18 protein-coding genes are annotated in these 21,439 nt (G+C 39.9%); 3 read left to right on the top strand and 15 right to left on the bottom strand.

The genetic code is table 11. From position 1 onward, the window contains the following. Window positions 1-195: 195 nt before the first annotated feature. Window positions 196-1,677, bottom strand: a complete 1,482-nt coding sequence (locus tag F0527_RS02950) for a UDP-N-acetylmuramoyl-L-alanyl-D-glutamate--2,6-diaminopimelate ligase (protein ID WP_150283754.1) — start codon at window positions 1,675-1,677, stop codon at window positions 196-198. A 16-nt stretch (window positions 1,678-1,693) separates the two neighbouring features. Beyond that, entirely contained in the window at window positions 1,694-2,776 is a 1,083-nt protein-coding gene (locus tag F0527_RS02945; protein WP_190323449.1) for a M42 family metallopeptidase, read from the bottom strand. 84 nt (window positions 2,777-2,860) lie between these two features. Here F0527_RS02945 and F0527_RS02940 point away from each other — a divergent pair, with 84 nt between their 5' ends. Next, a complete protein-coding gene (locus F0527_RS02940; protein WP_150283752.1) occupies window positions 2,861-4,441 on the top strand; it encodes a two-component system sensor histidine kinase NtrB in 1,581 nt (526 codons plus the stop codon). Between the two features lie 332 nt (window positions 4,442-4,773). Here the strand turns inward: F0527_RS02940 and F0527_RS02935 are convergent, their stop codons facing one another. Together F0527_RS02935 and F0527_RS02930 are read right to left on the bottom strand one after the other, a co-directional pair. Beyond that, window positions 4,774-5,373 (bottom strand): NDxxF motif lipoprotein, encoded by a 600-nt coding sequence (locus F0527_RS02935; RefSeq protein ID WP_150283751.1) that lies wholly within the window; start codon window positions 5,371-5,373, stop codon window positions 4,774-4,776. Window positions 5,374-5,418: 45 nt separating this feature from the next. After that, window positions 5,419-6,810 carry an aldehyde dehydrogenase gene (locus F0527_RS02930; protein ID WP_150283750.1) on the bottom strand — a complete coding sequence of 464 codons (1,392 nt, stop codon included), beginning with the start codon at window positions 6,808-6,810 and terminating at the stop codon, window positions 5,419-5,421. Window positions 6,811-6,958: 148 nt separating this feature from the next. Between F0527_RS02930 and F0527_RS16915 the strand changes: the two genes are divergently transcribed. Then, the gene (locus tag F0527_RS16915) at window positions 6,959-7,111 is read left to right on the top strand and encodes a hypothetical protein (RefSeq protein ID WP_173668467.1); all 153 of its coding nucleotides are present in this window, start codon (window positions 6,959-6,961) and stop codon (window positions 7,109-7,111) included. 86 nt (window positions 7,112-7,197) lie between these two features. Beyond that, a complete protein-coding gene (locus F0527_RS02925; RefSeq protein ID WP_150283749.1) occupies window positions 7,198-9,351 on the top strand; it encodes a YhgE/Pip domain-containing protein in 2,154 nt (717 codons plus the stop codon). A 457-nt stretch (window positions 9,352-9,808) separates the two neighbouring features. Here F0527_RS02925 and F0527_RS02920 read toward each other — a convergent pair whose 3' ends face one another. The 11 genes from F0527_RS02920 to purC form a co-directional block, all read right to left on the bottom strand. Then, a complete protein-coding gene (locus F0527_RS02920; protein ID WP_066784904.1) occupies window positions 9,809-10,807 on the bottom strand; it encodes an inorganic phosphate transporter in 999 nt (332 codons plus the stop codon). Window positions 10,808-10,821: 14 nt separating this feature from the next. Then, window positions 10,822-11,442, bottom strand: coding sequence for a DUF47 domain-containing protein (locus F0527_RS02915; RefSeq protein WP_066784901.1), 621 nt, complete (start codon window positions 11,440-11,442; stop codon window positions 10,822-10,824). Window positions 11,443-11,646: 204 nt separating this feature from the next. Then, window positions 11,647-12,900 carry a phosphoribosylamine--glycine ligase gene (purD, locus tag F0527_RS02910; protein ID WP_150283748.1) on the bottom strand — a complete coding sequence of 418 codons (1,254 nt, stop codon included), beginning with the start codon at window positions 12,898-12,900 and terminating at the stop codon, window positions 11,647-11,649. Window positions 12,901-12,915: 15 nt separating this feature from the next. Next, window positions 12,916-14,451 carry a bifunctional phosphoribosylaminoimidazolecarboxamide formyltransferase/IMP cyclohydrolase gene (gene purH / locus F0527_RS02905; RefSeq protein ID WP_150283747.1) on the bottom strand — a complete coding sequence of 512 codons (1,536 nt, stop codon included), beginning with the start codon at window positions 14,449-14,451 and terminating at the stop codon, window positions 12,916-12,918. A 12-nt stretch (window positions 14,452-14,463) separates the two neighbouring features. Further along, window positions 14,464-15,048 carry a phosphoribosylglycinamide formyltransferase gene (gene purN / locus F0527_RS02900; protein ID WP_150283746.1) on the bottom strand — a complete coding sequence of 195 codons (585 nt, stop codon included), beginning with the start codon at window positions 15,046-15,048 and terminating at the stop codon, window positions 14,464-14,466. Continuing rightward, a complete protein-coding gene (gene purM, locus F0527_RS02895) occupies window positions 15,048-16,064 on the bottom strand; it encodes a phosphoribosylformylglycinamidine cyclo-ligase (protein ID WP_150283745.1) in 1,017 nt (338 codons plus the stop codon). The genes purN and purM overlap by 1 nt, the downstream gene beginning before the upstream one ends. A 52-nt stretch (window positions 16,065-16,116) precedes the next feature. Continuing rightward, complete coding sequence (gene purF / locus F0527_RS02890; protein WP_150283744.1) at window positions 16,117-17,553, bottom strand: amidophosphoribosyltransferase; 1,437 nt, start codon at window positions 17,551-17,553, stop codon at window positions 16,117-16,119. After that, a complete protein-coding gene (purL, locus tag F0527_RS02885; protein ID WP_150283743.1) occupies window positions 17,538-19,760 on the bottom strand; it encodes a phosphoribosylformylglycinamidine synthase subunit PurL in 2,223 nt (740 codons plus the stop codon). The genes purF and purL overlap by 16 nt, the downstream gene beginning before the upstream one ends. After that, entirely contained in the window at window positions 19,744-20,430 is a 687-nt protein-coding gene (gene purQ, locus F0527_RS02880; protein WP_150283742.1) for a phosphoribosylformylglycinamidine synthase subunit PurQ, read from the bottom strand. The genes purL and purQ overlap by 17 nt, the downstream gene beginning before the upstream one ends. Continuing rightward, window positions 20,427-20,681, bottom strand: coding sequence for a phosphoribosylformylglycinamidine synthase subunit PurS (purS, locus tag F0527_RS02875; RefSeq protein WP_066784878.1), 255 nt, complete (start codon window positions 20,679-20,681; stop codon window positions 20,427-20,429). Before purS ends, purQ begins: the two co-directional genes overlap by 4 nt. Continuing rightward, entirely contained in the window at window positions 20,674-21,393 is a 720-nt protein-coding gene (purC, locus tag F0527_RS02870) for a phosphoribosylaminoimidazolesuccinocarboxamide synthase (protein WP_149031981.1), read from the bottom strand. The genes purS and purC overlap by 8 nt, the downstream gene beginning before the upstream one ends. Window positions 21,394-21,439 lie beyond the last annotated feature (46 nt).

The raw sequence follows: 21,439 nt of genomic DNA, 5'->3' as shown, positions 1-21,439 counted from the left end.
CTTTAATATTTTTCACTAAGTGAATTTTTATATTTTAATTTTAATGAAAGATTTGGAATACCTTCACAATCAGTTATCCCATTTTCTTGTAGAATTATAACTTCGCCGTTTTTTAATTAAAACTTAACCTTGCAATTATATCAAAAAAAGTGAGGGTATTCATACCCTCACTTTTCTTAAATGATGTAATTTTAATTATCGATTAGGTAAGTTGAATTTTTCCCTTGCAGCTGCTAGAGCAATCTCTGCATCGCTGTGCGGGTATTTTTCATTGCCAATGATTTGATAATCCTCATGACCTTTCCCTGCAAACAAAATAACATCGCCGGGTTCAGCCACTTCGATTGCATGGCGTACAGCTTCTGCACGATCACCGATACAACGATATTGATCATGCTGCATCCCTTTTTCTAAACCACTTAGAATGCTGCCATATTCTTCATAGCGCGGATCATCTGTCGTTAATATAACATAATCAGCTGCAGAGGCTTTTTTAGCCATATCCGGACGTTTTAATTGGTCACGGTTGCCGCCTGTGCCTATTAGAAAAATGAGCTTATTTTTCTTATATGGCATTGCAGCTGTAATAGCTTTTTCAATTGCATCAGGTGTATGAGCATAATCAACGAAGATTTGTATAGGGAAATTCTTTGGCGATACTTGTTCCATACGGCCTTTTACAGGTTTTAATTGTTCTAGCTGTTCAATAATTTCTTGTACTTTATATCCTTTGCAATATAATGCGGCTGTAGCAGCTAAAGCATTATAAATATTAAATTCGCCAAGCAATTGCAATTCAACGCTAAATGTTCCTTCTGGCGTTACCATGTCAAAATAGGTGTGATGGTCATGATACTCACAGTTAATGGCTCTAAACAATGCGTCTTCATTGTGCAGACCATAAGTCCATATTGGATATGGGGTAAGACCCGCATATTTTTCAGACCACTCATCATCTGCATTTAATACAGCATGTTTATCTTTCTCAAGATCTTGGCCAAGCTGAGAGAATAACAAACCTTTTGCATTTCCGTATTCCTCCATCGATCCATGGAAGTCAAGATGGTCATGTGTTAAGTTCGTAAAAATAGCAACATCAAAATCCACGCCGGCAACACGGCCTAAAACAAGACCGTGAGAGGAAACTTCCATTACCATTGTTTCGCAGCTCTCCGCTTTGGCGCGGAATATCATTTGTTGTGTAGATAATGCATCACTTGTTGTGTTGCCCGATTCGTATAAAATTCCGTTCAAATTAAAGCCAATAGTTCCCTTTAAAGCAGAACGAACGCCAAGCCCCAATAAAATATTTTCGATCATTGTAGCGACACTTGTTTTGCCGTTTGTTCCCGTCACGCCGAACATTATCAAGTCTGTTGATGGATAGTCAAAAAATCGTGCCGACAATAGGCCAAGCGCACGATTTGTATCGCTAACGATGACTTGCGTTACATCTCCTGACAAATCAAGTTGCTTTTCAGTAACGATAATAGTAGCGCCTTGGTCAACCGCATTTTGGGCAAAGTCATGTCCATCGACTGTATAGCCTTTAATGCATATAAATATACTTTTGGGTTCTACACCACGAGAATCAATCGCAATGTTTTTTATTTGATCTGGCAATGTCCCAATGATTTTTTTACTCGGTAAACATTGTAATAACTGTGTTGCTTGCATTCTTTATTTCCTCCTATTACTCGTCACACATGGTTGACGCCACATACGCAGATACAAGTTGAGCTGTATTCTTAATTGAATCAATATGTGTCCGTTCATACGCGTGAGATGACTCAATCCCTGCACCAAATAATGCATGCCGTATATCAAAACCAGCGCGAATGGCGGCAGAAGCATCTGAACCATAGTAAGGATAAATATCTAGTTTATAATCTATGTTGCTTTCTTTTGCGAGCTTGACTAAATGCTGTGTCAGCTCATAGTGATAAGGACCGCTTGAATCCTTCGCACAAATGGAAACAGTATATTCATCAGATGATTGGCCGTCACCAATCGCTCCCATATCTACAGCTATATATTCGACAACCTCAGAAGGTATGCTTGCATTGCCTCCATAGCCAATTTCCTCGTTGTTTGAAATATAAAAATGCGTTGTATACGGCAATTCGATCTTTTCAGCCACGATTGTTTTCACGAATTGAAGCAGTATAGCTGCGCTTGCTTTATCATCCAGATGTCTAGATTTAATGAAACCTGTTTCAGTTGCTTCATAACGGGCATCAAAAGAAATAAAGTCGCCTACTTCTATACCGATTGATCGGCTGTCCTTTTCATTAAACACCTTTTCATCAACTCGTACTTCGATGTGTTCCTCATTGCGGGGCAGGTCGCCTGCTTTCTTGTAGACATGAACAGATGTTTCGTGCATGAGAATGGTACCTCGGATTTTTTTGCCGGAAGCTGTATGGATGGTACAGGACTCACCCTCTACAGCATTCCATCTGAAACCGCCCACCATCGTCAGCGCCAGGCGACCGTTTGATTTGATTTCTTTTACCATCGCGCCCAATGTATCAACATGAGCTGTCAGCAAGCGATGGCGTTGCGTATTCTTGCCTTCAAGTGTAGCAATGACAGCGCCCTTATTTGTTTTGATGAATGGAACATTATTATCTTCCAAATATTCACTGATAAAATTCATAATTTTTGTTGTATAGCCTGATGGACTTGCAATATTCACTAATTTTTCTAGCAATTCAACTGTTTCTTCTTCGTTAAATCTATTTTTCAATGCAATTCCCCCTACTTGTTCTCTCATCATATCAAAATAGGACATTTTACGACAACGTAAAATCATGTATGATGGAAGTATGAAAATATTTAGTACTTCCGAGGTGTCTTAATGAAGCACTCTACCATATTAAGAAAAAAGAATCGCTTCGTACTGTTAATTTTAGTAGCGGCGACCATTTTTCATACATTGATTAATTTACTTGGATTAATAGATGATGGCCAACTCTTAACGCTTTCGTCTATTCTATTTTGTATCTGTATTGGTATATTAACCTATTTTAAGATTGATGAACGATTGATTTGTATTCTGTTGGCAATAGGACTCAATTCATTTGTTGTACTGATTAATCTATACTTTAATTATACACATCATTTGGTCCTCTTTATATTATTACTTTTTATCTTAGCTATCTATCATTCATTTTGGCTGAATTTTGCTATGATGTCTATCTCATTGATTGAATTTTATTTTCTATTAAAATTTCATTATGAGCCCTTTTCTAAATTCTATAATTCAACAGATATGACGATATTCTTTTTAATTTTTATATTCTTAGCGGTAATTGGTATTATTCAAAGCAACTATTTGAATTATAGATGGAAAAAGGTTGAACAAGTAGCTGAGGAGAAACAGCAAGAATTATTGTCAAAAGAAGGCTACCTGCACCTATTCTTTGAAAATGCAAAAGATAGTATCGCCGTTTTTGATTTGGAAGGACGTGTAGTGGCAGTAAACCCTGCATTTGAAAAATTGTACGGATGGCGTAAAGAAGAGTGTATTGGAAATGCAATTCCGCTTGTTCCACCAGAAAATTTAGCGTATGCAAATGAGCGTTTACGCCATTTGTTAAATGGAGAAAGCTTCCACCTATTTGAGACAAAGGATATGAAAAAAGACGGTACTTACTTTGATGCACAAGTAACACTTTCACCGATACTTGACGATGAAGGCAAGGTGATTGCCACATCTGTCATTACTAGAGATATATCCTATAAAAAAGAAGCCGAACAAATGCGAATCCAGTCAGAAAAGTTAAAAGTTGCAGGTGAAATTGCTGCTGGGGTGGCTCATGAAATTCGTAATCCTTTAACGGTGATTTCTGGTTTTGTTCAAATGATGAATAATGAGCAAAATTCGCCTTATACCTACTATACTAATCTAATTAACGCAGAGATTGACCGTATAAATTTAATCATTAGCGAGTTCTTAGTTCTGTCGAAACCTCATTCAAAACAAGTGAGAGATTTTGATGTTAAACATGTGGTATCTGATATCTTATTATTGTTCAAACCAGAGTTACAAATGAAAAATATTTGTCTACTAGAGGATATTCCGGCTAACAATATCGTATTAAGAGGTGACTCTAATCAAATCAAACAGGTCTTAATAAATTTGATAAAAAACGCAATCGAAGCGATTGAAACAGATGGCACCATTAGGATTTCGATTAAAGAAGCAGAAGAAGGTTATTGTGCGATCCGAGTCGCAGATAACGGGCAAGGAATGTCTGAGGAAGTCATTCAACATATTTTCGAGCCATTTTATACAACAAAAGATGCAGGGACAGGGCTTGGTATGATGATCTCTGAAAAAATTATACAAGAGCATAAAGGATGGATAGAAATCAACAGCAGCGTTGGTGAAGGAACTGAAATATCCATTTTCCTAGAAATGCTGTCTGAATCGTAAGGAGTTACAATAAAGCTATTTTGTATTTAATAAAATTTTGATAGGAGGCAGTGAAAAGTCTTCCTTTTAGGCAACTGCGAGTATGGAATGTGAAATCGTTCTCATACTCGCTTTTTTGACTGTAACAGAGAGCACAGACTCATCCTCTCTAGTTTCTTTTTTCTCTTCTTTTCCGCTTAATAACATAGCTAATTTAAACATATGAAAAGAGACAATTTCTATCCAAAAACAGAATAGCTATTGCCTCTTTTTATAATAATTACTTGATCTAAAAGGGTTGAGCCTATACATACATTTGGCTCCGAATATATTCACGGATTATCAGCAAATCTCTATTTAGTACCTTCACGTCCAAATGCTATTGTTTGAATATTTTCCTTATCAAGGAATGCTTCTATTTTTTTCTGTTCTTTGCCATTGACTACCCCATTTTTCTCAATGAGTGAACCCATGTTTAATTTAGAAAAATCCCCATCACTAACCTTATCAATCATTTTGTTTAATTCATGAATATATTCATTTGAGGCCGTTATATAACGGCTGATTCTTTCAGATTCTTCTTGATACCCTTCCGGTAAGGTATTATTCGAGATATATTGTGAGAAGGATTCATCATTTTCTTTTATAAGCTTGTTAATCCTGTTCAGCTTTTTTGATTCACTTTTAGATAATTTCTCACCGTCATAAATATTGTCCTCAAATGGTTCACTAGCACGTTCTAATTTTTCATCACTATCTAGGTAGGTTTGTATGCTACGTTTCATTTCCTCTTTGTTAAGAGCCTGATTTTTTTTGGTTGAATTGAAAACAGTACGCGGAATTTTCACATCTGCTATAAGTGGTGCATCGTCTTCCGCATCATCGATATATTCTTTCTGGGAACAACCACTCAGTGCACAGACAATTAAGAAGCCATAAACAATTTTTCTCATATTTATTCTTCTCCCCCTTAAGCATAGAGATTTCTCATTTTTTCTTTATCGCAAAACAGTGCGAATCAACTTTGCCTTTTGCTTATAAGGTGGATACAATAAATTATTCGCTAGTTTACTAGATCGTTTAAGAATAGATTTGGGATGTGTAAAGCATTCAAAACTAGCCTTACCGTGATAATTGCCGATACCTGATGGACCAACTCCTCCAAATGGCAGGTGGGTATTCCCTACATGTGCCATCGTATCGTTAATGCACCCTCCGCCAAATGGCAATTCATCTAAAAAGTATTGAATGGCTTTTTCGGTCTCAGAAAAGAAATAAGCCGCTAGTGGTTTTGGCTTCTGCTTGATCCGATATATAGCCTCAGGCAAATCATCATACACTAATAAAGGAAGGATCGGACCAAAAATCTCATCTTCCATCACAGGATTATCCCACCTGATATCTTGTAAAACAGTAGGTTCAATATACAAATCTTTTCTGTCTACTTTCCCGCCAAACAAGAGATGTTCCTTTTCCTTTGTGAGCAGTTCATTCAGCCGATCGAACTGTTTGGTATTGATAATACGTCCAAAGTCCGAACTCTCTTGTGGATTGGACCCATAAAACTTTTGCAACGTTTTTTTCAAATGGCGGATGAAAGTTACTTTCACTGATTCGTGGACAAGCACATAATCCGGTGCCACACATGTTTGGCCTGCATTTAAAAATTTCCCCCACACAATACGTTTTACTGCTACTTCAATATTAGCTGTATGATCTACAATGGCCGGGCTTTTACCACCTAGCTCAAGCACATGTGGTGTTAATCGTTCGGCACATGCTTTGGCTACGATTTTCCCTACTCCTACACTTCCTGTAAAAAACACAAAATCAAAAGGTGCATGGATAAGAATGGATGTTTCCTCCACTTCGCCCTCTACCATACGTACATAGCGTTCTTCAAATGTTTCTTCAACTATTTTTTGTATGACAGCTGCTGTGTGTGGAGCAGACTCTGATGGCTTCACAATTGCTGTATTTCCACCAATAATGGCGCCAATCAACGGCTCCATGACAAGCTGGAATGGATAATTAAATGGGCCAATGATTAATGAAACACCATATGGCTCTCGAACCACCATGCTTTTGGCAGGTTGGAAATAGATCGGAGTAGGAACAGCTATAGGATGCATCCATTCTTCTAAATACTTCAGCATAAAACCGATGCTTTCTAATACAATACCGACTTCTGTCGAGTAAGCCTCAAACTCACTCTTATGTAAATCTTGATTTAATGCGTTCATTATTTCTTTTTCATTTCGTTGAATGGATCCCTTTAATTTCTTTAACTGTTCTCTACGGAATTCCAGTGTTTTTGTTGAACCCGACATATAATATTCTCGTTGCAACGCGATCATGTTTTCAATATCTTGTACAGTAAAATTCGCCATAAAATCCCTCCTACAAAGTATAAAAAAAACCAACTTATCCATACTAATTTCAGCTAAATAGAATGTTGATTTTGCCAGTACGCACTGTCTTTTTTCAAATTGTACCATTTGTGAAAAATGAATACTAGTCGCGAAGGGAGTCATTAATATGATAAAAACAGACACTTGGTGGGAATCTTTATTTTCAGGGGATTTATCAATTGGACTATCACTGGAACGTCAACAGGAGCTAGAAGATGAAGGATTTTTGTATTTGCAAAATACAGAACGTTTTGAACGACAAGATGAGTTAACGATCTAACATCTACCTTCATCTTACTTCAAGCATGTATACGCAACTATCCGTATACATGCTTTTTTCACTTTCAAAAAAAGGTGGAGACAGGAATGAACAAAAGCATCCAAATTTATAAAAGAGATATAAAAAATATTGTCATAAACGGTAGTTCAGCCATTATCATATTGGGACTAATTATTCTACCCTCTCTTTATGCTTGGCTTAACATCGCTGCTTCTTGGGATCCTTACGGAAAAACCAATCAGATCCCCGTTGCCATCGTTAATGAAGATCAGGGAGCAACAGCTGGGAACCGCTCGTTTAATGCAGGGAAGGAATTAGTAGAGCAACTAAAAGACAACCATGATATGGATTGGAAGTTTACAACAAGGGCTAAGGCGTTGGATCGTTTGAATAATGGAGACTATTTCTCTGTCATCATCATCCCTAAAGGGTTTTCTAAGGAACTAGCGACTGTCACAAGCGGGCAGCCCCAACGCGCCAAGATGGATTACTTTGTAAACGAAAAGATTAATTCTATTGCTCCGAAAATCACGAGCAAAGGTGCTAGTGTTTTAGTCGAATCAATGAGCAGCAAATTTATCGGAACAGTGAATGGTATTATCTTTGATATTATGAACAGGCTTGGCGTAACGATGCAGGAAGAATTGCCTGATATCGAAAACTTTAAAAATTTGGTTTTCACTCTAGAAAGAGATTTACCGTCTATTTTCAACAAGCTTCAACGAGCGCAAAAGGACCTCAATAGCGCTGGTCAAATTCTTCAAAAAGCCAAAAAGGATTTGCCAGAAGCAAAGGCTTTAACACAAGATGGTCTTTCCACAATCAATCAGACATTAACTTTCATCAATAATGCAGAAACGAAAATAAATTCGCTCAAACCCCAAGTAAGAAATGATGTTGAAAAAATCCAGCATATTGCTACATCTGCCCAAGATCTCATTACAGCCTTAAACAACGATAACTTCACGCCTGCCACTTTGACAGATATGCATAATAAACTAAACCAGCAAGCGAGTACTGCAATTGAAAAATTGACCGCTATTCATACTGCCCTGACAACACTGCAACAAAACAGCAATGATCAACAAACAGCGGAGGACCGTCAAGCGTTAGACAAGGCTCTACAGCAAACAGCGAATGCTCAACAAGCCATGGAAACCCTGAAGCAAAATATACAATCAAACACAGACCAAGTACAAGGGCTTTCTGAAAGGGTTGGAAAGCTACGGGAGTTTTCAGATACTGCCCTCACTGGCCTAACGAATTTTACGAATGAATTCGACAATGTTATTCAACCTACAATCGATTCACATATCAACCATATAAAAGAGATGCTAACAGGAACGAAGGGTATATTGACAGATATCCAGTCCACTTTCCCTGAAATAACACGCTTATTAAATGTATCTGATAGTGCATTAGCTAGCGCCAACCAAGGATTACAAAAAGCAATTGCTGATTATCCGCTTATTCATAGCCGTGTACAAAAGCTCGCCAATCAAATACGCAGTTTCGAGAAAGAAACAAATCTTAACAGTGTCATCCAATTGCTCATCAATAATCCGACCGCTGAAAAAACCTTTTTTGAAGAACCTATTAAGATGAAAGAACATCGCGTATTCCCTATACCTAATTATGGTACTGGCATGGCTCCGTTTTATTCTGTTCTGGCCATTTGGGTCGGCGGACTATTGCTTGTTTCATTATTGGCGACAGACGTAGAGGATAAGCAATATACTGTTCGAGAAGTATACTTTGGTAAGTTGCTGACATTTTGGACGATTGGCCTTTTGCAAGCGCTAATTATTGTATTAGGCGACCTTTTCCTCTTAAAAGTCTCCGTACAAGCACCGCTTCCTTTTTTACTCTTTAGCTTATTCATCAGCATTGTATTCATGACCATTGTTTACACGCTCGTTTCAGTCTTCGGAAATATCGGAAAAGCCTTATCCATTGTCCTGCTTGTATTGCAGCTGGCAGGTTCAGGCGGGACATATCCTGTCGTTTTGCTACCTAAGTTTTTCCAGATTATTAATCCTTACCTTCCCTTTACCTACGCGATTTCCTTGGCTAGAGAATCTATTGGCGGAATCATTTGGCAGAAGGTCATTTTAGACTTAACCTTCCTAGGTGGCGTCTTGCTATTTATCCTGTTATTTGGAAGTATTTTTAAAAAGCAAATGCAAACCATGACTTTAAAAATGACCGAGAAATCCAGAAAATCTGGTTTATTCCACTAATTCTACGTATTTCACATCAAAACGATACAACGTATTGACATTTGTTGTTTTGAAAATTATGATAGATGGAGATTCTTACACAAGTAAGACTCAATAATCTCAAATAAGAGCCTTGCACAATTCCTGTGCAAGGCTTTTGTTTGCATTTCATCCTACAAATGATTCATTTCAGTAAAAATAGCTTGTCTTTTTTAAAAACCGGACTATAATATACAATTAGGTGCCAAACCTACGTGAGATTTATTCGTAAATCATCACAAAAAGGAACTCCATAACAGCACGGATTGCTGGGAGTTCTTTTCTATTAGCAGGCAGATGAGCGCCTGCTTTTTTATTTTGATTTAAAATTCCATACCATCTTTTTCTTCATAGGAAACCTCCAAAGTTATTCTACATACAAACAATTCATACACAATAAAAACTGCCAACCCCAAAAGAGATTGACAGCCTAATTCTATTAAAATATTAAATTTAGTATAAAATAACAAATGGCAGCTAAGGCAGCCGACGTTGGCATCGTAATAATCCATGTCATAACAATTTTGCGGGCTACTCCCCATTTAACAGCTTTTACTCGTTGTGCCGCGCCTACACCCATAATAGATGAAGAAATAACATGAGTTGTACTTACAGGCAAATGGATCAGCGTCGCACCGAAGATAATGGAGGCAGATGCTAAGTCTGCAGCAGCACCATTAATTGGGCGAAGCTTCATAATTTTGCCGCCTACAGTTTTGATAATTTTATAGCCTCCGATAGACGTACCTAACCCCATTGCTGTAGCTGCTGCAATCCGCACCCATGTTTGAATGTCATCGCCTGTTTGCCAGCCGGCAGCAATTAACGCCATTGTCATAATACCCATAGCTTTTTGGGCATCATTTGTGCCGTGTGTAAATGATTGAATCGCTGCTGTGCAAATTTGCAAGTAGCGGATCCCTTTATTGGTCTTATAAAGATGTGCCTTTTTAAAGATGACTTTGAAAAGAGACATCACAATGAACCCCATTGCAATCGCAATGAACGGCGAAAGAAGCAATGCTTCCAAAATTTTAAGGAAACCACCGTAATTCAAGATGCTAAAGCCTGCAGCTGCAATTGCTGCGCCTGCAATCGATCCAATGATGGCATGCGAGGAACTAGATGGAATACCGAAATACCATGTCACTAGATTCCATATAATCGCTGCTATTAATGCTGCGAGAATCACAACTGACCCATTCTCTAAGGCGAAAGGATCGACAATATCCTTAGTAATGGCTTTAGCAACTCCTGTAAAAGTGATAGCTCCGATAAAGTTCATTACAGCAGCCATCATAACAGCTACTTTTGGCGATAATGCTCTTGTGGAAACTGAAGTGGCAATCGCATTAGCTGTATCGTGGAACCCATTGATAAAATCAAATGCTAAAGCGAAAATAACAACGAGAACTGTTAATAGTATGATTGAATCCATGCTGCACTCACTTTCTATGCATTACGCATAATGATGGTTTCCATTGTATTTGCTACTTTTTGACATTCATCCGCAATATCTTCTAGTTGCTCATAAATATCTTTAAATTGAATAATGCGGATTGGGTCTTTTTCATGTAAGAATAACTGTTTAATGGATACACGCAGTACTTCATCACATTTACTTTCGTAATCTTTTATTAAAATTGCATTTTCACGCATGCTTGTTAGATTTTTATTTTGCAATTTCTCCATTGCTTTCACAATTTCATCCGTACTCTTCACAATATATTCGATAAATGTATTCATAGATTCATCAATATCTGTTAACGCAAACATATCAAAATGTGCAATACATTCTTCCATGCCGTCCAGTACATCATCCATGCTGTTGGCTAGTGCCAAAATATCTTCACGTTCAATTGGAGTCATAAACGATTTATTCAACATCACAATTAACTCATGAATCAACGTGTCACCGTCAGTTTCATACTTTTTCATTTTTGTGCTAATTTCCTGTAGATCCTCAAAATTTTTAATTCGAAAATCATTGGCAAAATGCAAGGCTTCTTGTACATTCACTGATATTTTAACTAAGGCATCAAAAAATGGATCTACTTTCTTTCGACTAAACATAAAATCCCCCTGAAAAAGTTAGTATATAATATGTGCTGTTTGCAAAAATAGCATATCAGTAATTAAAATAAATTGCTTGTAAATTTACACTACTTAATAGAACATTTACAATCCTGTAACATTACTTACTAACTTTTTCAATAATTTCGATTTTATTCTCTTATAAACCTGCATATAAGCTTCAACAACAAAAAAACCAGCCGCTTAGAGTGCGGGCTGGTTCAGTTTCAATGCTCGGTTGCCGATATCATTTCGCCAATGCAAGCCATCGTTCTTTATTTTTTTGATTTCTTCATACACTGTTTTATGTGCATCTTCCAAATCAGTTCCTTCAGCTGCGACAACTAGAATTCTTCCGCCATCTGAAATCCATTTACCGTCTTTAGATTGAGCTGTTCCAGCATGATAGATATGTACATCAGAAGATATTGTTTCCATTCCATCAAGTGAAATTCCTTTTGTATAATCCCTTGGATAGCCTTCAGCTGCAACAACTACGCCTAGCACAGCCTCTTCTTTCCATTCAAGCTCCATGTCTCGTCCATCCAAAACAGTTTCGATAGCCTCTGCTAAATCAGAACCAAGACGTGGCAAGACCACTTGTGTTTCCGGATCACCAAATCGAGCGTTAAATTCAATCACTTTAGGACCAGCATCGGTTAAAATTAGCCCGGCATACAGTACACCAGTAAATGGGCGCCCTTCTGTAGCCATCGCTTTTGCGGTCGGCATCAAAATATGATCAAGTGCTTCCTGCACGATCTCTTTTGAAATTTGTGGAACAGGCGAGTATGCCCCCATTCCTCCCGTATTCGGGCCCGCATCTCCATCAAAAGCTCGTTTGTGGTCCTGTGCAATAGCCAAAGGATACACTTTTTCTCCATTTACAAATGCCATGAAGGAAAACTCCTCTCCTTCTAAAAATTCTTCGATCACCAATTTTTCGCATGTTAATTCTGACAATGCCTGCAGCGCCTCTTCTTCTGTCATAGCCACTATTACACCTTTACCAGCAGCTAGGCCATCTGCTTTCAATACAATTGGTGCCCCTTTTTCCATAATGTAAGATTTAGCAAGAGCGAAGTCAGTAAATGTTTTATAATGTGCTGTTGGGATGCTGTATTTTTTCATTAGATCCTTTGCATATGATTTGCTTCCTTCAATCTCTGCCGCAAGCTTTGAAGGTCCAAACGCACGCAGTCCAGCCTCCTCAAAATCGTCTACTAGGCCATCCATCAAAGGTATTTCAGGACCTACTATAGTGAATGTAATTTGATTTTCTTTTGCAAATGCGATGAGTCCGATATGGTCATTTTCATGGATGTTGCATAGTTCAGCAACATCTGCCATTCCTGGGTTTCCTGGTGCTACAAAAACTCTATCAACATGCTCGCTCTCTGCAAGTTTTCTCGCAATAGCGTGTTCTCTGCCACCACGTCCCACTACAAGTACCTTCATCCAATCACCTCATTGTTAATGTTTAAAATGTCGAACTCCTGTGAATACCATGGCAATTCCATATTCATCCGCTTTTTGTATAGAATCCATATCTCTAATAGAACCTCCAGGCTGAATAATGGCCGTAATGCCCGCTTTAGCAGCAGCTTCTACTGTATCCTCCATTGGGAAAAAGGCATCTGAAGCCATAATACTGCCTGCTGCTTTTTCTCCTGCCTGTTCTAAGGCGATGCTAGCTGCGCCTATTCGGTTCATTTGACCTGCTCCCACACCAAGTGTCATTCGATCGTTGGAGACAACGATTGCATTGGATTTAACATGTTTCACAACCTTCCAGCCAAATTTCAACGCTTGCCACTCTGTTTCAGTCGGCTTCCGTTTTGTAGGCACTGTAGTTGTCGTTTCATCTAGCTTGGCATTATCACTATCTTGTACCAACAGCCCGCCTTCAATGGAAGAGATTCTTCTTTCTACATTTGAACCAGCCTCAAATGGAATAGTTAACAGACGAATATTCTTCTTCGCTTTTAAAAGATTGAGCGCTTCTGGTGTAAATGAAGGAGCGATAATAATTTCCAAGAAAATGCCGCTGAGTTTCTCAGCTGTTTTTACATCAACAGTTCGATTTAAAGCCACTATTCCTCCGAAAATAGAAGTTTCATCTGCTTCAAACGCTTTGGCAAAAGCTTCGGCTATTGTGTCGCCTTTACCTACACCACAAGGATTACTATGCTTCACAGCAACCGCTGCGGGTTCTGCAAATTCCTTGGCAATTTGAATGGCCGCGTCTGCATCATTGATATTGTTGTAGGAAAGTGCTTTTCCATGAAGCTGTTTTGCTTTAGCGATTGAGAAAAGAGAGCCTAGTGGCTTTTCATAGAATGCAGCTTTCTGATGTGGATTCTCTCCGTAACGCAAGGATTGTTTTAATCGATAAGTCACTGTTAGGCTTTCCGGATTTTCTTCCCCTGATAGCTCTGTCATATATTGGGCAATCATCGTGTCATAGGCTGCTGTATGGCGAAAAACCTTCGCAGCTAGCTTCCGATTTGTTTCAAATGAAACACTTCCTGTATGGGCTAATTCTAAAAGGATGCCTTCATAATCTGCTGGGTCAACAACCGCCGTAACATATTGATGGTTTTTAGCACTTGACCGAAGCATCGATGGTCCTCCGATATCAATATTTTCGATGGCTTCTTCCCAAGTTACATCTGTTTTTTCAATGGTTTGTTGGAATGGATATAAATTGACGCAAACAAGCTGAATGGGTGCGATGCCATGCTCTTCTATTTGACGAAGATGGCTTTCTTCCCCATGCTTCGCTAACAGTGCTCCATGAACCATTGGATGGAGTGTCTTTACTCGTCCTTCCAAAATTTCAGGAAAACCGGTCACTTCACTGATGCCTGTCACTTCAATGCCTTCATCCAACAGTGCCTTTTTTGTACCGCCTGTAGAAATAATTTCAAAGCCAGCATTCTTTAAACCCTTCGCAAATTCAATAATCCCTTTTTTATCTGATACACTCAGCAATGCTCGTTTAGACATGATGATTCCTCCTCAACCTATGTTTACATGCTCTTGTTGAAATAGTTCTTTTAATACAGATGGATAAAGACGGTGTTCTACTATTTGAATACATTTCTTCAACGACTCTTCCGTGTCATTCTCATAAATTCGCACGGACTCCTGTGCAATGACAGGTCCTGTATCCATGCCTTCGTCCACATAATGGACGGTGACGCCTGTCTCCTTTGCCTTTGCATCCAGTGCCTGCCCAATTGCATCTTTACCAGGAAAAGCTGGAAGTAGTGAAGGATGGATATTAATAATTCGTCCTTCGTATTCCCGTAGAATGGTCGGCCCAATAAGGCGCATATAGCCTGCTAAAATGAGATATTCCACTCCTTCTGCAAGTAAATGCTCTAGGATTACTTCTTCATATGCTTTTTTATCTTCGTATTCCTTTGGATTAAAACAAAAAATAGGAATCCCCAATTTTTGGGCACGTTGTAGAACATAAGCCTCGTGATTATCACAGACAAGAAGGGACGTTTTTATTTTTAGTTCTTTCTTTGCTTCAGCTTCCATGATGGATTGAAAGTTTGAGCCGTTGCCTGATGCAAAAATAGCAATTTTTTTCATTAGGCAAACGACACTCCTTCCCCTGCGACTGTTTCGCCAATAATATATGCTTCTTCACCTGATTTTTTAAAATGAGCTACAGCACGTTCGGCGTCTTCACGCTTCACGATCACAGCCAAACCAATGCCCATATTAAAGATTTGATACATTTCATGCGTTGAGATTTGCCCTTTTTTCTGCAATAAAGAAAATATTGGGTGAACCTTCCAGGTGTCGAGTTTCACAGCTGCTCCTACTCCGGCTGGCAGCATGCGAGGAAGATTTTCTACAAAACCTCCACCTGTAATATGGGCCATCCCTTTGATATCAATTTCTTGCACCGCAGCCTGAATAGCTCGTACATAAATTCTCGTAGGTGTAAGCAGCACATCGCCTAGTACTCCGTTAATCTCTTCCACATACTGATCCAAAGGCATATCTTCAATAACTTTTCGTACTAATGAAAAACCATTGCTATGAATACCACTTGAAGCAAGGCCAATAATCGCATCGCCAGGCTGGATAGATTCACCTGTGATTAATTGAGATTTCTCGCATGCTCCTACAGCGAAACCAGCCACATCATATTCATCTGCATCATACATGCCAGGCATTTCAGCTGTCTCGCCGCCAATCAATGCACAGCCTGCTTGCTCACAGCCTACAGCAATTCCTTTCACGATGTCTTCAATACGTTCCGGCACTGCTTTACCCAACGCGATATAATCAAGAAAATAAAGCGGCTGTGCACCCTGTACGGCAATATCGTTTACACACATTGCGACACAGTCAATGCCGATTGTGTCATGGCGTCCCATCTTCATCGCTAGAAGAAGCTTTGTCCCTACACCATCTGTTCCTGATACTAAGACAGGTTCCTTTAAACCTAGTGTGGAAAGGTCAAATAGTCCGCCGAAGCCGCCAAGTCCACTCATCACTTCTGGTCTCATCGTTCTTGCCACATGTTTTTTCATGCGTTCTACGGATTCATAGCCGGCTTCAATATCTACACCAGCTTGTTTGTATGCATTTGCCATGGAATGACTCCTTTTGAGCATTTTATTTTTTACCGAGATTAATTGTTGAGCGTCAGTTAGCTCCCAATTTTACTTCTTCCACTGTTAGATTTTCCGATACAGGTTCTGATGCCGGATAAATTTCCGTTGGGTATTGCCCTGTAAAACATGCTAAGCATTGCCCTCCATCTGCATAAGGCCTGCCAATTCCCTTGACCATGCCCTCTACACTTAAGAAAGTAAGAGAGTCTGCTCCAATCAGTTCACACAGCTCCTCGACTGACAGTTTCGATGCAATCAGTTCGTCTTGCGTTGATGTATCGATACCATAAAAGCAAGGATTTTTAATAGGTGGTGAACTGATACAAACATGCACTTCTTTCGCTCCCGCTTCTTTCAACATCGCTACAATTCGTTTGCTTGTTGTTCCCCGTACGATCGAATCATCGACCATGACTACGCGTTTACCTTCTACAACGCCTCTCACAGGTGACAGCTTCATTTTCACACCTTGCTCCCGGAGAGACTGTGATGGCTGGATAAATGTCCGTCCGACATAACGGTTTTTAATGAGGCCCATCTCGTATGGAATACCAGATGCTTCCGCATAGCCAATCGCTACTGAAACGCCAGAATCGGGCACCCCTGTCACGACATCTGCATGGATCACTGATTCTAGTGCCAGCTGTTTTCCCAAATTTTTACGCGCTGTATGAACATTAATTCCATCTACATTGCTGTCAGGACGAGAGAAATAAACATATTCCATTGAACACATCGAGCGCTGTGTCGCATGTGCGAATCTCTCTGAGTGAATGCCTTCCTCATTAATAATCACAAGCTCACCCGGTTCAATATCCCGTATAAATTGTGCACCGACGATGTCTAAGGCGCATGTTTCAGAAGCTACTACAACCCCATCGCCAATCTTTCCTAAAGACAATGGCCTAAGACCATGTGGATCAAGAGCTACCATCATTTCCGTCTCGGTCATGATTAAAAAAGCATAAGCTCCCTTTAACATCCCAAGTGCATTTTTAACACGCGTCTTCAAATCTGCGAAACCACCGCGTTTAATTAAATGAGCAAGAACTTCCGTGTCTGAAGTGGTCTGAAAAATGCTTCCCTGTGCTTCTAGCTGATCTTTTAACTGTGCCGCATTCACTAGATTTCCATTGTGCGCCAGTGCAAGCCCACCGCTTTGTGAGTTAAAGAGGAATGGCTGGACATTTTCATATCCGCCACCTCCTGCTGTTGCATAACGTACATGTCCAATCGCCGCATGCCCAGAAAGTCCTTGCATTTTTTCTGATGTGAATATTTCTGTGACAAGCCCTTCGCCTTTTACACCAGTTAGATTTTTTCCATCTGTTAAAACCATTCCGCAGCCTTCTTGCCCTCTGTGTTGAAGGCTATGGAGTCCGTAATATGTAATATTTGCTGCATCCTGATGGCCCCATATCCCAAATACGCCGCATTCTTCATTTAAACCCTTTAATTCAGCAAGCATGGGATTGCTCCTTTCCACACATCCTGCAATTCTTGGACAGCCGCATCTATTAGTAGCTCTCCTTTTTCGTTATGAACGATAAGCTTTGGAGTGGACGTCACTTTCCCGAGACATACTGCATCATCCATCACTGCTTCAAATGCAGCTTGATTTGCCTCCTTAATCGATAGAAGGAAACGAGATTGTGTTTCACCAAAGAGCGCTGCTGATTCAGTACCTTTTATAGATACTTTTGCTCCCAGTTGATTTTGGCCAAATAATGATTCAGCTAGTGCGATAGATAGTCCACCTTCAGATATGTCATGAGCGGATTTAACAAGTCCTGATCGAATCGCTTGAAGCAATTGGGATTGGCGCTTTTGTTCGATTTCTAAATCAATGGCTGGGGCACTCCCAAAGATCTTTCCTTCTACCATCTTTTGGAGTTCACTTCCACCAAACTCTTCCTTTGCCTCGCCGATGATATAAATCAAATCACCCGCATCTTTAAACGTTTGTGTCGTGATATGTGCTGTATCTTCAATAAGCCCTACCATGCCTACTACAGGGGTTGGGTATACTGCTTCACCATTTGTTTCATTGTAGAGCGAAACATTACCGCCAATTACCGGCGTTTTCAGCGTTCTGCATGCTTCGCTCATTCCGTCTGCCGCTTGCTCAAGCTGCCAGAAAATCTCTGGCTTTTCCGGGTTGCCGAAATTCAAGCAATCTGTAATAGCAAGGGGTTCTCCGCCGGAACATACAATATTTCTAGCTGCCTCGGCTACAGCGATTTTCCCTCCGTTTTCAGGGTCTAAGTATAAGTAACGCGAATTGCAGTCTGTTGTCATTGCAAGCGCCTTTTTCGTTCCTCGAATGCGGACAACTGCGGCATCAGAGCCCGGCGCTACGACTGTATTTGTTCTCACCATATAATCATATTGGTTGTACACCCACTCTTTGCTGGCAATAGTAGGCTGTGCCAATAGATTCAAAAGAGTCTCTTTATAATCTGTAACCACAGGAGCTTTTACGTTCATTGCTTGGAAATCGCGGAAAAACTGCGGCTCATTTGATGGTTTATGATAGACTGGTGCATCCTCGGCAAGTGCATCCACCGGCACCTGTGCTACTTTTTCGCCCTGATGGAATAGTGTCAACTGGTGATCATCCGTTACTCTTCCAATCGATACGGCTTCAAGGCCATATTTCGAAAACAATTCGACGATTTCGTTTTCACGACCCTTCTTAACTACAAGCAGCATGCGCTCCTGTGACTCGGAAAGCATCATTTCATAGGCGGTCATATTCGTTTCACGTTGTGGAACATGATCGAGATTCATTTCAATGCCAGAACCAGCTTTGCTTGCCATTTCAGCAGAAGAACTGGTTAAACCTGCTGCACCCATATCTTGTATGCCAACAAGCGCATCTGATTGAACAAGCTCAAGACATGCCTCAAGCAATAGTTTTTCCATAAACGGATCACCGACTTGAACGGCAGGGCGTTTTTCTTCGGATGCTTGGGAAAGTTCCTCTGAAGCAAATGTAGCTCCATGAATTCCATCGCGTCCTGTTTTTGCACCTACATACATGACAGTATTCCCTACACCATGCGCTTGGCCCTTTTTGATATCCTTATGTGCAATTAAACCGACGCACATCGCATTGACAAGAGGATTGCCTTCATAGGAAGAATCAAACTGGATTTCTCCTCCTACTGTTGGAATGCCAATACAATTTCCATATCCTGCAATACCTGCAACTACTTCTTTGAATAGGTATTTCACACGAGGATTTTGCAGTTCTCCAAAACGAAGCGAATTTAATAAGGCAATAGGGCGTGCTCCCATCGAAAAGACATCACGGATAATACCCCCTACACCTGTGGCAGCTCCTTGATAGGGTTCGATAGCCGATGGATGATTGTGGCTTTCGATTTTAAATACAACGGCTAAATCGTCACCGATATCGACAATCCCTGCGCCTTCACCTGGCCCCTGTAATACTTTTTCGCCTGTTACAGGGAACTTCTTTAAAATGGGCTTTGAATTTTTATAGGAGCAATGTTCTGACCACATGACAGAAAAAAGACCTGTTTCCGTGTAGTTAGGCGTGCGTCCCAGAATTTTTTCAACCAATGCAAATTCTTCATCCGATAATCCCATTTCAGCATACAAACGATTTTCTTTTATGGATTCAACAGTAGGTTCAAGCAGTAACGACATGTGATTCCCTCCAGCTCTTAACGATTGATTGGAACAGCTTCAGCCCGTCCTCTGATCCTAGGAGCGCATCTACAGCTCGTTCAGGATGTGGCATCATACCAAACACATTGCCTCTCGCATTCATAATGCCGGCAATATTCTCGAGGCTTCCATTCGGGTTTTCTTCATGATAGGTAAACAGGATTCTATTTTCTTTTTTTAATTCTGCTAGTGTTTGATCATTGCAATAGTAATTTCCTTCACCATGTGCAATCGGAATGGAAAGCACTTCACCAGTTGTATATAGATTGGTGAAAGGAGTCTGGCTGTTTTCTACTTTTAATTTCACATTTCGGCAAATAAATGAAAGCTGTTCATTTCTTCTCATCGCGCCAGGCAAAAGGCCTGCTTCCAATAAAATTTGAAATCCATTGCAAATGCCAAGTACAGGCTTCCCTTCCTCAGCTGCCTTAACTACCTGCTCCATGATAGTTGAAAAACGCGCAAGCGCCCCACTTCGAAGGTAGTCTCCATAAGAAAATCCTCCAGGAAGCAAAATGCCATCATAGCGATCTAGATTGTCTTCAGTATGCCAAACATAATCCACCTCTTCACCAAGCTCATCCTTGATAGCATGGTACATATCAGCATCACAGTTCGAACCAGGAAATACAATGACAGCAAACTTCATAGCGCGGCAACCTCCTTAATATCGTAGCGATAGTCTTCAATCACCGTATTTGCCAGTAGCTTCTGGCACACTTCATTGACCAAACCATCTATATCTTGTTCTTTTTGATCAATGGTAAGTTCTAGGTATTTACCAATTCGTAACTCTTCAATTCCTTTATAGCCCAGGCTATGCAAGGATTGTTTTACAGCTGAACCTTGAGGATCTAATACACTTTCACGTAATGTAATATATACTTGTACCTTATACATGGATTTCTTCCTCCAATTTCATGAGAATCGTTTGATAAGCTTCTGTTAAACTGCCTAAGTCTCGGCGAAAGACATCTTTATCTAGCTTTTTATTTGTAGCTGTTTCCCATAGTCGACAAGTATCCGGCGATATTTCATCTGCAAGCAAAATTTTACCGTCTGCTGTTTTGCCGAACTCTAATTTAAAATCTATAAGCGTAATACCAAGTTCTTGAAAGAAAGCACTCAACACTGCATTTACCTGCTGTGCATACTGTTTTAGCAAAATTACATCAGCTGGGGCAGCAATCGCCAGTTCTTCAATATGATCTTCATTGAGCAGTGGATCGCCCAATGCATCATCTTTATAGTAAAATTCAACAAGCGGTTTAGAGAATGGCACGCCCTCTGCTATACCGAGCCTTTTGGATAGGCTACCGGCAGCCTTGTTTCGCACTACCACTTCCAATGGAATAATGGATACTTTCTTTGCAAGGTGCTCTCGTTCGGAAATTTTCTGGATGAAATGAGATTGAATGTTTTCGCTATGAAGCTTTGAAAACAGCAAACTTGTAATCGAATTATTTAAAACCCCTTTGCCCGCAATCTGTGCTTTTTTCTCCCCATTAAAAGCAGTGGCTTCATCCTTATATTGTATTAGGACTACATCTTCCTGATCTGTTGCATAAATCTTTTTTGCTTTCCCTTCATATAACATCTCTCTCTTTTCCATTCCTGCCCCTCCATTTTTCCGAATAGTATGACTAAACAATTGATAA

The sequence above is a fragment of the Rummeliibacillus sp. TYF-LIM-RU47 genome, from assembly GCF_008638315.1.
Lineage (GTDB): Bacteria > Bacillota > Bacilli > Bacillales_A > Planococcaceae > Rummeliibacillus > Rummeliibacillus stabekisii.
Note: the sequence above shows the minus strand (reverse complement) of the source record. Positions and strands in the feature narration are given on the sequence as shown.